At 68.3% G+C, this 12370-nt stretch carries 8 protein-coding genes; 2 read left to right on the top strand and 6 right to left on the bottom strand.

Going from position 1 to position 12370, the window contains the following annotated elements; all coding sequences use genetic code 11:
* Nucleotides 1-41: 41 nt before the first annotated feature.
* The 5 genes from paoC to F1C10_RS09815 form a co-directional block, all read right to left on the bottom strand.
* Nucleotides 42-2264 (bottom strand): aldehyde oxidoreductase molybdenum-binding subunit PaoC, encoded by a 2223-nt coding sequence (gene paoC / locus F1C10_RS09835; protein WP_185205803.1) that lies wholly within the window; start codon nt 2262-2264, stop codon nt 42-44.
* A complete protein-coding gene (locus F1C10_RS09830; protein WP_185205801.1) occupies nt 2261-3220 on the bottom strand; it encodes a xanthine dehydrogenase family protein subunit M in 960 nt (319 codons plus the stop codon). Before F1C10_RS09830 ends, paoC begins: the two co-directional genes overlap by 4 nt.
* Complete coding sequence (gene paoA, locus F1C10_RS09825) at nt 3217-3852, bottom strand: aldehyde dehydrogenase iron-sulfur subunit PaoA (RefSeq protein WP_185205799.1); 636 nt, start codon at nt 3850-3852, stop codon at nt 3217-3219. The genes F1C10_RS09830 and paoA overlap by 4 nt, the downstream gene beginning before the upstream one ends.
* A gap of 182 nt (nt 3853-4034) precedes the next feature.
* A complete protein-coding gene (locus F1C10_RS09820) occupies nt 4035-6065 on the bottom strand; it encodes an ATP-binding protein (protein ID WP_185205797.1) in 2031 nt (676 codons plus the stop codon).
* A complete protein-coding gene (locus tag F1C10_RS09815; protein WP_185205795.1) occupies nt 6062-7546 on the bottom strand; it encodes an ATPase domain-containing protein in 1485 nt (494 codons plus the stop codon). The genes F1C10_RS09820 and F1C10_RS09815 overlap by 4 nt, the downstream gene beginning before the upstream one ends.
* Nucleotides 7547-7734: 188 nt before the next feature.
* Between F1C10_RS09815 and F1C10_RS09810 the strand changes: the two genes are divergently transcribed.
* On the top strand, nt 7735-9021 hold the full coding sequence (locus tag F1C10_RS09810; RefSeq protein WP_185205793.1) for a glycoside hydrolase family 130 protein: 1287 nt from the start codon (nt 7735-7737) through the stop codon (nt 9019-9021).
* A 12-nt stretch (nt 9022-9033) separates the two neighbouring features.
* Here the strand turns inward: F1C10_RS09810 and F1C10_RS09805 are convergent, their stop codons facing one another.
* Nucleotides 9034-11457: a TonB-dependent siderophore receptor gene (locus F1C10_RS09805; RefSeq protein WP_185205791.1), complete on the bottom strand. Its 2424-nt coding sequence runs from the start codon at nt 11455-11457 to the stop codon at nt 9034-9036.
* Nucleotides 11458-11586: 129 nt separating this feature from the next.
* Here F1C10_RS09805 and F1C10_RS09800 point away from each other — a divergent pair, with 129 nt between their 5' ends.
* Nucleotides 11587-12318, top strand: a complete 732-nt coding sequence (locus tag F1C10_RS09800) for an SDR family oxidoreductase (protein ID WP_185205789.1) — start codon at nt 11587-11589, stop codon at nt 12316-12318.
* Nucleotides 12319-12370: the final 52 nt, after the last annotated feature.

Raw genomic sequence — 12370 nt, 5'->3', positions numbered from 1 at the left:
TAGGAGGCCGCCGGCGTGTTGGCGCCAGCGGCCGCGCGGCGTCACGCTACCTGCGGCAGGCCCGCGAGATGCTTGTCGAGCGTGATCGGATAGTCGCGCACGCGCACGCCGGTCGCGTTGTAGATCGCGTTGGCGATCGCTGCGCCGACCCCGCACAAGCCGAGCTCGCCGACGCCCTTGGCCTTCATCGGCGAGGATTTATCGTCGGGATAGTCGAGGAAGATCACGTCCTGGTGCGGGATGTCGGCGTGAACGGGCACCTCGTATCCCGCCAGATCATGGTTGACGAAAAAGCCGAAGCGCTTGTCGACCGCGAGCTCCTCGATCAGCGCGGAGCCGACGCCCATCGTCATCGCGCCGATCACCTGGCTGCGCGCCGCCTTGGGATTGAGGATGCGGCCGGCATCGCACACCGCGAGCATGCGGCGGATGCGCGCCTCGCCCGTATAGGCGTCGACCGCGGCCTCGACGAAGTGCGCGGCGAAGGTCGACTGCTGATACTTCTTGTCGAGATCGCCGAACTCGATCGCCTCCTCCGCGACGACCGCGCCGTCGCGCGCCGCGTCGCGCAGCGCGACCGAGCGGTTGCCGGCGCTGACCTTGCCGTCGGCGAAGGTGACGTCGGCGGCGTTGAAGCCGAGCTTCTGCGCCACCGTCTCGCGAAGCTTGGTGCAGGCGGCATAGAGCCCGGCGGTCGAGTTGTTCGCGCCCCACTGGCCGCCCGAGCCGGCCGAGGCGGGGAAGTCCGAATCGCCCAGCTTTACCGTCACCTGATCCAGGCCGACGCCCATCATCTCGGCGGCGGTCTGCGCCAGGATCGTGTAGGTGCCGGTACCGATATCGGTCATGTCGGTCTCGACCGTGAGGCGCCCGTCACGTTCGAGCCGGATGCGCGCCGCCGACTTCATCACCATCGAATTGCGGAAGCCGACCGCCATGCCCATGCCGACGAGCCAGCGGCCGTCGCGCACCTGCGCCGGCTTGGCATTGCGTCGCGACCAGCCGAAGCGGTCCGCACCGGTACGCAGACATTCGATGAGATGCCGCTGCGAGAACGGCCGCTCGGGCTTCTCGGGATCGACCATCGTGTCGTTGACGATGCGCAGCTGGACGGGATCCATGCCGAGCTTCTCGGCAAGCTCGTCCATCGCCATCTCGAGCACCATCAGCCCCGGTGCCTCGCCCGGTGCGCGCATCGCATTGCCCTCGGGCAGGTCGAGCACAGCGAGCTTCAGATAGGTCTCGCGGTTCGGCGCGGCGTAGAGCAGCTTGGTCTGCGACACCGCGGTCTCGGGATCGCCCTTGGGCAGGTTGCCGCTGATCGAATTGTGCGCGATCGCGGTGAGCTTGCCGTCCTTCGTCGCGCCGAGCCGGACGTGCTGGATCGTCGCCGGTCGGTGGGTCGTGTTGTTGGCCATCATCGGCCGGGTGAGCGCGACCTTGACCGGCCGGCCGGCGGCCTTGGCGCCAAGCGCGGCCAGCACGGCGTCGGCGCGGATGAACAGCTTGCCGCCGAACCCGCCGCCAACGTACGGCGAATCGAGCCGGACGTTGGCCTCGGGCAGCGACAGCGTCTTGGCGAGATCGCGCTTGCCCCAGGCGATCATCTGGTTCGACGTCCAGACGGTGAGCTTGTCGCCGTTCCACGCCGCGATCGAGGCGTGCGGCTCCATCATCGCGTGGCTCTCGTCCGACGTCGTATAGGTCTGGTCGATCTTCACCGGCGCCGCGGCGAACGCCTTGGCGAAATCGCCGACACGATCGATCGGCGGTGCGGCCGATCCCTCGTCGCTGCTGCCGCCCTTCAGCGGCGCGTTGGGCGCTTCCTTGGCAAGATCGAACTTGCCGGCGGTGCGCGCGTAATCGGTGCGGATCAGCGCAGCGGCGGCACGCGCCTGTTCGAACGTCTCGGCGACGACCAGCGCGATCGCCTGGTGATAATGCTCGACCCCCGCGCCGCCGAACAGGTGCGCGGTGTTCGACTGGCTGAGCGGCAGCGGCTTGGGGTAATCGAGCGTCGAGATCACCGCCAGCACGCCGGGCGCGGCCTTCGCCACCGCGGTATCCATCCGCGTGATGCTGCCCTTCGCGATCGCCGCGCCGACAACGTAGCCATAGGCCTGGTTGGGCGCGACGCCATGCCGTTCATAGGCGTAGGGCGCAGTGCCGGTGGTCTTGTACTTGCCGTCGATCCGATCGGTTGGCTTGCCGACGACCTTCAGCTGATCGATCGGGTTCTGCCCCGCGGGCGTTTCGAATTTCATGCGTCCTGCGCCTTTGCCTGGGCCATGACCGACGCGAGCGTGCGCTCGGCCAGCGGCAGCTTGAAGCGATTGTCCTCGGTCGGCCTTGCGCCTGCGAAAGCCTGTGTCGTCACGGCGCGCGCGCCTTGCCGCATCGCCGCCTCCGCAGCCTCGACGCGCCAGGGTTTGGGCGCGACCCCGCCGAACGCGACGCGGCCGGTGCCGTCGGCCTGGATCACCGCGGCGACCGAGACGAGCGCATAGGCGTAGGACGCGCGATCACGCACTTTCTGGTAGAAATGCTGCCCGCCGATCGGCTTCGGCAGTGTGACCGAGGTGATGAGCTCGCCGCGCTCGAGCGCGGTTTCGATGTGTGGCGTGTCACCCCACAGGCGATGGAAATCGGCGAAGGGGATCGCGCGCGTCGCGCCGTCAGGCTTCACCGTTTCCACGGTCGCATCGAGCACGCGCAGTGCTACCGCCATGTCGCCGGGGAAGGTCGCGATACACGCGTCCGACGTGCCGATCACGCCAAGCTGGCGCGAATAGCCGCCGATCGCCGCGCAGCCGGAGCCCGGCTTGCGCTTGTTGCACGGCTGATCGGTGTCGTAGAAATAGGGGCAGCGTGTGCGCTGCAGGATGTTGCCCGCGGTGGTTGCCTTGTTGCGTAACTGGCCCGACGCGCCCGCGACGATCGCCCGCGTCAGTACGCCATAGTCGCGCCGCACGCGCGCGTCGCTCGCAAGCGCGGTGTTGGAGACGAGCGCACCGATCCGCAGCCCGCCCTCGTCGGTCGTGTCGATCCGGTCGAGCTTCAGATCCTGCACGTCGACGAGATGGGTCGGCGTCTCGATCTGCAGCTTCATCAGATCGAGGAGGTTGGTGCCGCCGGCGATGAACTTCGCGCCGGGGTTGGACGCGACGGCGCGCGCGGCCTCCGCCGGTGTCTTGGCGCGCTGATAGGAGAAGGGTTTCATGCGCGCACCCCTGCGACGTCCTCGATCGCCTCGAGGATGTTGGAATAGGCGCCGCAGCGGCAGATGTTGCCGCTCATCCGCTCGCGGATCTCGCCGTTCGACAGCGCCGGTGCGGTGGCAACGTCGCCTTGCGCGTGGCTCGGCACGCCGCGCTTGATCTCGTCTAGCACGCCGACCGCCGAGCAGATCTGCCCCGGCGTGCAATAGCCGCACTGATAGCCGTCGTGGCGGATGAACGCGGCCTGCATCGGATGCAGCTTGTCGGGCGTGCCGAGCCCCTCGATCGTCGTCACCTTGTCACCCTCGTGCATCACCGCGAGGCTGAGGCAGGAATTGATCCGCTCGCCATTGACCAGCACCGTGCACGCGCCGCACTGGCCATGGTCGCAGCCCTTCTTGGTGCCGGTGAGCTGCAGATGCTCGCGCAGCATGTCGAGCAGCGTCGTACGCGCATCGAGCGACAGATCGTGGCGTTTGCCGTTCACCGTCATCCCCACCTTGGCGATTGCCGGTACGGCAGCCTTGGGCGCCTGCGCGGCGGCACCGGTGGGCACGGCGGCGGCCGCGGCGGATGCGGCCCCGCCGACCAGCACGCCGCGGCGCGACAATTCGAGTTCCTCGGATCGGGGCATCCGTCTTCCTTCCGTGGCGGTCGCGCTGTCGCGGCCGGCTGCTTCATGCATCGATGATGTGGGTGTACTATACGCGATACGGTGGATAGCGCGGCATCGGGCCTGCGGTTCCCGGCTGACCGTCGATTTCGGGCGCCAAGGCGAACCGCGGTACGCCAGCGTACCGGCGCGCGACGTGCGGTTCAGCTGGCAGCCGCCATGGCTTCCGATAGTGCGTGTTCGACCAGCCGTTGTAACGCCTCGTCGAGCTCCGCCTGACGAAAGGGCTTGGCAAGATGGGGATAGCCCAATTCGAGATCGCCGCCGGCGTAGCCGGTGACGACGAGGACGGGGAGCGCCGCGATCCTCTGGCGCAGCTGTGCCGCTAGCTGCGCGCCGTTCATGCGCGGCATGAGATAGTCGGTCACCACCGCGTCGATCGCGAGCCCGCGATTGACCAGCGCCAGCGCCTTCGCCCCGCCCGACGCTTCGTGCACCTCATGACCGAGCGAGCGGAGCATCTCCGCGGTGCCGGCACGCACCAGATCCTCGTCGTCGACGAGCAGGATCGACAGCCGCCGCCCGGCGGGATCGATCGTCGCGGCACTGCGCTCGATCGTTTGCGCCGGCGCCGCAGCGGCCGGAAGATAGAGGTCGGCCTGCGTGCCGACACCGGGCGCACTGGTGAGGGTGAAGCCGCCACCGAGCTGCGCGGCGAGACCATGAACCATCGACAGGCCGAGCCCGGTGCCGCGGCCGATGCCCTTGGTGGAGAAGAACGGCTCCACCGCCTTCGCGAGCGTCGCCGCATCCATGCCGGCGCCGGTATCGATCACCGACAGCTTGACATAGGCCCCGGGCTTGAGCGCGCCGGCGGCCTTGCGCCGCACGGTGGTCGCCTCCGCCGTGATCGTCAGCTTCCCGCCGCCCTCCATCGCATCGCGTGCATTGACGCACAGGTTGAGCAACGCGAGTTCGAGCTGGTTGGGATCGGCCAGCGCGGCGGGCAGATCGGCGGGCGGCGCCATGCTGATCTCGACCCCGGCGCCGACCGAGCTCGCAATCAGATCCCTCATCCCATCGAGCAGCGCGGCGACGTCGACGGGGCGGGTTTCCAGCGCCTGGCGCCGCGCGAAACCGAGCAGGCGGCTGACCAGGATCTTCGCGCGTTCGGCCGATTGCAGCGCGCCGTCGAGCAGCCGCGCAGCGCGTGGATCGCTGTCGGCGTAGCGGCGATTGAGGAGGTCGAGCGCGCCGGTAATCGGTGTCAGCAGGTTGTTGATGTCGTGCGCGACCCCGCCGGTCAACTGGCCGAGCGTCTCGAGTTTCTGCGCCTCGTGCAGCTGCGCCTGCGCCTGTTCACGCTGCGCCACGGCATCCTCGACGCGTCCCTCAAGCGTCTCGTTCAGATCGCGCAGCGCGATTTCGGCACGGCGCCGCTCGGTGATGTCCTGGAAGATGACCGCCACTTCGCGGCGCGCGACCGGCTCGACGCGAAACGCCGCGAGTTCGAGGTGGCGGCCCGTCGCGACGAGCTCGCGCTCGAAGCGTACCGGTTCGCCGGTCAACAGCACCCGGCGGTAGAGTTCGACCCACGCGTCGGCCTCGTCGGGCACCATGCTGCGTACCTTTTGCCCGACGACGTTCGGGATGCCGGCATGGCGTTCATAGGCGGGATTGGCCTGGACGTGGACGTAATCGTCAAGCGGGCCGCCCGGGCCCGGAATGAATTCGATGACGCAGAACCCTTCGTCCATCGTATCGAACAACGTGCGAAAGCGTGTCTCGCTCTGTCGAAGCGCGATGAGTTGCGCGCGCGCCTCATACTGCCGGCGTCGCCCGCGCAGCGCGGCGCGCGCGAGACTGATCAGCGTCGTGGGATGGAACGGCCTTTCCAGGAACGTGACGTTGCCGAGCAGTTCGAGATAGCGCGTGGCGGCGGGGTTGCGCTCTAGCCCGCCGCCACGGCGCGTCAGCAGGACGAACGGCAGGTCGGACCACCCCTCCTGATCGCCAAGCCAGGCCGCGAGCGGCGTAAGATCCGCATCGGCGATCGCTTCCTCCGTCACGACGACGAGTGCGGCGCCAGCGTTCAACGCCGCGATCAGCGCGGGAAGGTTGTGACATTCGGTCGCGGTGATCTGTCCCTCTCGCAGCATGGCGGTCGCCACGGCCGCGTCCCGCCCGCGCGGTGCCAGCACCAGCGCGCGTTCGGAGAGGGTGGTGCGCTTCATGCCTTTGCCGGATCCATCAGCACCTGATCGCCGACCGGCGTCGGAATACCGCGCAGCACGCCCTGGAAGCGATCAAGCGGATCGCCGAACGTCACGCCGCGGCTGCCGATCTGATACTCGCGGATCGTATTCTCGTGCGCGCCCATTCGCTTCTTCAGGACCGAAACCGCGCGGCGCACGCGGCCCATCGCCTCGAAATAGCGCAGCAGGATCACGGTATCGGCAAGATACGTCACGTCGACGGGCGTATTCATGTCGCCGACCAGTCCGTGCTGCGCGACGGTAAGGAAGGTCGTCGCACCTTGCCGATTGAGATATTGCAGCAATTCGTGGATGTGCAGCACCAGCGCTTCCTCGCCCGGCATCGCCGCGCGGTAGCCGTTGAGGCTGTCGACCACCACCGTCTGCGCCTTCAGCGTCTGGACGCTCTCGCGTACGCGGTCGCTGAATTCTCCCGGCGTCAGTTCGGCCGCGTCGACCTGTTCGAGCAGCAGCGCGCCCGCATCGATCATCGCCTGCAGATCGATACCGAGCGTGCGCGCGCGCGCGATCATCAGCCCGATTTCCTCGTCGAACACGAACATCGCCGCGCGCTCACCGCGCGCCACCGCCTGCGCGACGATCGACAGCGCGATAATCGTCTTGCCCGATCCCGCCGGGCCGAGCAGCAAAACGCCCGAGCCGCGATCGATCCCGCCGCCGAGCAGGCCGTCGAACTCGCGTGATCCGGTGGACACGATCGCGCGCGAGACCTCGCCCTTGTGCTCGGCCGAAACGAGCCGCGGGAAGACGCGGATGCCCCCCGTCAGGATCGCGAAATCATGATATCCGCCGCGGTAGCGCCGGCCGCGATACTTGACGACGCGCATCCGGCGGCGCGCGGCGCCGTATTCGGGCGTCATTTCCTCCAGCCGGACGACGCCGTGCGCGACCGAGTGGACCGTCTTGTCGTTGGTGTCGCTCGTCAGGTCGTCGAGCATCAGGACGGTCGCGCGCTGGCGCGCGAAATAATGCTTCATCGCCAGGATCTGACGTCGATAACGCAGCGAGCTCTGCGCGAGCAGCCGGATTTCCGACAGGCTGTCGATCACCACCCGATCGGGCTTCACCCGCTCATACGCCTCGAAGATGCGGCGCGTCGTCTCGCCGAGCTCGAGATCGGAAGAATAGAGCAGGCTCTGCTGCTGATCGTCGTCGAGCAGGCTTTCCGGCGGCACCAGTTCGTACACTTCGACGCCGTCCAGCGACCAGCCGTGGGCGCGCGCGGTGGCGTGCAGTTCGTCGGTCGTCTCCGACAGGGTGATGTAAAGGCAGCGCTCCTCTGCCGCGGCGCCGGCGAGCAAGAATTGCAGCGCGACCGTCGTCTTTCCCGTGCCCGGCGTTCCTTCGAGCAGGAAGACGCGGCCGCGCTCGAACCCGCCGGCCAGAACGTCGTCCAGCCCGGCGATCCGCGTCATCGCCTGATCAGAAAGGCTCGTCATCGATCACCCCCGTCCACCGTGCTGGCGGACCCGTGTGCGATCCGTAGCACGGTGCTCTACAGGCAGCTAACGGTGTTACGCACCGGTGCAACGGCGCCGCGTTGTAAGGCTTCGTTGCCCGGCGGACCCACCGGCGCTTCGGGTCGTTCTGCGACCGTTGCGACCAATATCGGGTAGGACGCCTGTCGATGAACGCTGCCGAAGTCTTCACCAAATTGCCGATCGAGCTCAAACCCGATCCGTCGCGCACCGTGATCCGGCCGTTCAGCTTCGAATATCCCGCCGCCTTCGCCGACGGGCAGCCGACGCGCATGAAGCAGGTGGCCGAGCGTGTGCTGGCGCTCGCGCCCGATATGCGAAGGCGGATGCGCGATCTGATCGCCGCGCCGATGGACGAACGCCACCCCAATGCCGCGGCGACCTTCCTCGCTCGGTTCGATGGGCTGAAGGGCGAACTCGGCATCGCGGACGATCTCGACGAGTGCGACCGCTATCTGATCGGCGCTTATTACAGCCAGGAATATGCGTTCGAATCGGCGGCCCTGTTCAACCCCAGCATGGTGCGGATGCCCGACAGCGATCTTGAGGACGGCAAGATGCCGTTCCTGCTGTCGCTCCGCGGCATCGGCGAGGGGCACGTATCTTCGGTGACGTTTCGTACCGGCATGTGGGACGGCGATACGGGGGTCGTCATCGATCCGGCGAGCGAGCATGGCGTGCCGCCGCGGATCGTAAAGGAAGACGACGGCTGGGTACGGCTGCTGTGCGACGACAGCAGCGAGGTGTCGGAGACAGTGATCTTTCCGGTCCTGCCGAGCCAGCGGTCGGGGGTGGAGGATCTGCGCATGGTCAACTTCACCGATGACGACGGGACCGAGAGCGTGATCGGCACCTATACCGCGTTCGACGGGCGAAGTGCGCGCCAGGAAATGCTGCGCGGGGTGGACCTGCGCACCTTCGAGATGCGCAAGCTCGGCGGCACGATGACGGGCTACAAGGGCATGGCGCTGTTCCCGCGGCGGATCGACGGCAAGTTCGTGATGCTCGGCCGGCAGGACAATGAGCATATCTGGCTGCTGCGCTCGGATTCGCTGCACGAATGGGACGCGGGCGAGCGGATCATGGCGCCCAAATATCCGTGGGAGTTCGTCCAGCTCGGCAATTGCGGCTCGCCGATCGAGATAGATGAGGGCTGGCTGGTGTTTACCCACGGCGTCGGCATGGTGCGCGGCTATTGCATCGGCGCGTGCCTGCTCGACAAGGATGATCCGGCGCAGGTGCTGATGCGGACGCCCTCACCGCTGCTGTTCCCCAGCGCCGAAGAGCGCGGCGGCTACGTACCAAATGTCACCTACAGCTGCGGCGGGCTGCTGCACGGGCGGCGCATCCTGCTGCCCTATGCGATCGGCGACGAATATAGCGCGTTCGCGGTGGCGAACGTCGACGATATCCTGAGCGTCATGGTGCCAGCGTGATGCCGGCGCGCCTTAGAAGAACAATTTGCGGAAGCTGAGCCGAACCGAGCGCCCGAGCGGATCGAGCAGCGAGGGGTTGTAGCCGATCGGGGTGATGCCGAGCGTATCGCGCACGTCGAGCCGCTGATTGAACAGATTGTTGACCGACAGCGTGACGCGCGCACCCCGAAAGAACGGTGCCTTGCGCACCAACGCGCGCTGCTGGCCGAGATCGGCGAAGACGCGCAGGTTGCTGGTGAACAGCGAGCCGAACGCCAGATCCTGCGGGGAGGGCGCGCCCGACGGATCGGCGTTGAGCGTCGTGCCGCTGACCCAATTGCCGCTGAGGCGCACGCCGAGGCCGTTGCGGTTGTAGCCGGCGTTGAATTCGATCTCGTGCCGCGGCCGCCCGCCGCGCGAGCCGATCGCCGAGCCGCCGAGCAGATCGAGTTCGGGCACGCCGGGGCGGACGAGGATCGTGTCCTCCAGCCGCCACGTATGAAACGCGCTGAGCTGGATGCGGCCCTGTCGCGCGCCGCGTCCGCCAAAGCCGCCCCCGCCGCCACCGAAGCCGCCCCGCCCGAAGCCGCGGCCGGCGCCTGGCTCGCGGACGCCGCTGGCGCTCGCGCCGGGCGCGTTGCCGGCGCGGCGTGCCTCGCGGAAGGCGGCGCGGCGCTCCTCGATCTGCTCGGGCGTGAGCGGCTGGCCGTCGGGGCCGGTTGGCGGTGGCGCTTCGAGCGTCTCGGACCAGTTGACGCCCCAGCGGATCTGGCGCTGGCGGCTGCTGGTGAAATTGACCGCGCGATTGTCGATCTGAATCAGCGTGCCCGCGTCGTCGCGGATGAAGCGGTTGCGGAACGCTGCCTCGATCTCGGGAGAAGCGGTGGGGAAGCTTGCGATCGGATCAGTGATCCGGCTGTCGGTATAGTTCGCGATCAGCGTCAGGTTGGTGTCGGCGATCGGCTTGGCGGTGAGGCCGAGCTTCAGAACGCGGCGGCGATCGGCGCGCAAGCCGGCGTTGCCGCCCTCCACCACCGTCACGTCGACCGTCTGGCCGGTCGTGAGATCGAGCACGCGCACGTTGGGCGTCGCGATCTGCGGGTTGCCGAGCTGCTGGATCGAGGGCGCGCCCTGCTCGTGCGTGACGGAGCCGATCAGGCGGATCGCGCCGCTTGGGCGCCAGTTGAAACCGTAGCCGAAGGTGCCGAGCGTGCCGAAATCCGACAGCTGATCGATCCCGCCGTTGATCGTCGCCGACAGCGCCCCGACCGGGCTGTTGCGCAAAATCGGCACGTCGATATTCGCCTGCCCGCTGCCCTGATCACGCGACAGGTCGACGGGGCGAAGCACGCCTGCGCGAACCGATTCGCCCGTGATGTCGCGCAGCGTGACGCCGGCCTTCAGCGTCGTCGTCACCGCGCCGGCGGGAAGATCGAACAGGCGGCCGTTGATCGTTGCCTCGCTGGTGATCGTCTCGGCGACCGATCGGGCGCGATCGCGCGTGGTACCCGCCGCCGCGTCGCGATCGGTCAGCGTTGTCGACCAGTCGCGGGTGTAGCCGCCGTTCAGTGTCCAGCGCCACTGCGCGAGATCGCCGTTCAGCGCGTAATTGAGCGTGCCGGTGCGCGTACGAGCGTCGCGCAGCAGCCGGTGCGTGCCGTCGCTCGACCGGCCGAGTGCGGCGAGGCTGTTCTGTCCCTCCAGCCCGCCGCTAAGCGTCGCGGAGATGTTGCCCAAGATCGTCCGGTTGTACGTCGCGTCGAGTTTCGCCGCGTCGCTTGCGGCGAGCAGGGTACGATCGGGATCGGCGCCGGGAAAGGCGCGCTGCGTCTCGAACAAGGGATTGCTGCGGGTATATTCGCCGTCGATGCTGAAGCGGCTGTTGTCGGCGAGCCGCAGGTAGTTGACGTCGGCCTCGTACACCTGCCGCCCGCCGTCGGTGGCAAGCGTCGTTTCGGCCTCCGCGGTGATCGCGTTGAAGCGGCGACGCAGGACGATGTTCACCACCTTCTGATCGGGGCGGTAGCCGTATTTGAGCGCAACCTCCTCTGGCAGGATCTCGACGCGGGCGATCGCCTCGGGCGGCAGGTCGCGCACCTCGCGAAAGCCGCTGATCCGCCGGCCGGAGAGCAGCACGACGGGCTGGCCCTCGCCGCGGCCCTGGATGCTGCCGGTCAGCGGGCTCAATTCCTGCAGCAGCTCGCCGATGTTGCTCGCGCCATAGGCGCGGATATCGCGCGCGTTGAGCGTCACCTCGGGCTTGATGTCGCCGATTACCGAGCCGCGCGGCGTGCGGCTGCCGGTGACGACGATATCCTCGCCGTCGGTTTCCTCGTCCGCGATCTCGTCCAACGCGCTTTCGGCGGGCGCCGCGGGCGTTTCGCTGGGCGGCATGGCGGGGGGCGCCTGCTGTGCGGTGGGGGCGGCGAGGAGGAGAAACGGCCAGATCTGTGTCATCGGGCGGTCATAACGTCTGTCGCGATGAACCGGGCGCGAACGCAGCGTTCAGCTTCGAAGCGCGGGCATGCTGCCGTTGCCGATGACGCAGCTAGCCGACTAGGTCCGGCGATCTTCGGAGACAGAACGATGCTGGACGGCAAATGGGCGATCGTGACGGGTGCGGGCGGCGGGCTCGGCCGCGAGATTGCGCAGGGGCTGGCCGGGGCGGGGGCGCACGTTGTGCTGGTCGGTCGGCGCGCAGCGGTGCTGGAGGACGTGGCGGCGCATATCCGCGCGGCGGGCGGGCGGGCAGAGGCGGCAGCGATCGACCTGAATGACGCCGCCGCCGTGGCGGCACTGGTCGCGCGACTCCCGCCGGTCGACATCCTCGTCAACAACGCCGGGCGCCGCGATCGGCGCACGATCGACGCGCTCGACCGCGACGCGGTGCGCGCGATGCTCGAGGTGAACCTCGTCGCGCCGTTCGATCTCGCCCGGCTGGTCGCGGCGCGGATGCCGGCCGGCGGGCGGATCATCAACGTCAGCTCGATCGCGGGACAGATCGCGCGCGGCGGCGACGCGGCCTATACGGCGTCAAAGGGCGCGCTCGACGCGCTGACGCGCGCGCTGGCGGCCGAGCTCGGCCCGCGCGGCATCACCGTCAACGCCGTCGCGCCGGGCTATTTCGCGACCGACGCCAACGATGCGATGGTCGCCGATCCCGATGTCGCCGCGCATCTCGCGCGCCGCACCAGCCTCGGGCGATGGGGGCGGCCGGCGGAGATCGTCGGGCCGGTGCTGTTCCTCGCCTCGCCGGCGGCGTCCTACGTCACCGGACAGGTGCTCGCGGTCGACGGCGGGTATCTGGCGCATTTCTGACGCGCGATCGGCGCGCTAAAGCATCGCTTGCTTGTCGCGGCGGGCGCCCGCG

The sequence above is a fragment of the Sphingomonas sp. NBWT7 genome, from assembly GCF_014217605.1.
GTDB lineage: Bacteria > Pseudomonadota > Alphaproteobacteria > Sphingomonadales > Sphingomonadaceae > Sphingomonas.
The sequence above is the reverse complement of the archived record's forward strand: the minus strand, read 5'-3'. Positions and strand labels throughout refer to the sequence as shown.

Coding starts and splice junctions, on each gene's coding strand:
- F1C10_RS09815 (WP_185205795.1), bottom strand. CDS start 7,546: ATGACGAGCCTTTCTGATCAGGCGATGACGCGGATCGCCGGGCTGGAC.
- F1C10_RS09805 (WP_185205791.1), bottom strand. CDS start 11,457: ATGACACAGATCTGGCCGTTTCTCCTCCTCGCCGCCCCCACCGCACAG.
- F1C10_RS09810 (WP_185205793.1), top strand. CDS start 7,735: ATGAACGCTGCCGAAGTCTTCACCAAATTGCCGATCGAGCTCAAACCC.
- F1C10_RS09830 (WP_185205801.1), bottom strand. CDS start 3,220: ATGAAACCCTTCTCCTATCAGCGCGCCAAGACACCGGCGGAGGCCGCG.
- F1C10_RS09820 (WP_185205797.1), bottom strand. CDS start 6,065: ATGAAGCGCACCACCCTCTCCGAACGCGCGCTGGTGCTGGCACCGCGC.
- paoA (WP_185205799.1), bottom strand. CDS start 3,852: ATGCCCCGATCCGAGGAACTCGAATTGTCGCGCCGCGGCGTGCTGGTC.
- F1C10_RS09800 (WP_185205789.1), top strand. CDS start 11,587: ATGCTGGACGGCAAATGGGCGATCGTGACGGGTGCGGGCGGCGGGCTC.
- paoC (WP_185205803.1), bottom strand. CDS start 2,264: ATGAAATTCGAAACGCCCGCGGGGCAGAACCCGATCGATCAGCTGAAG.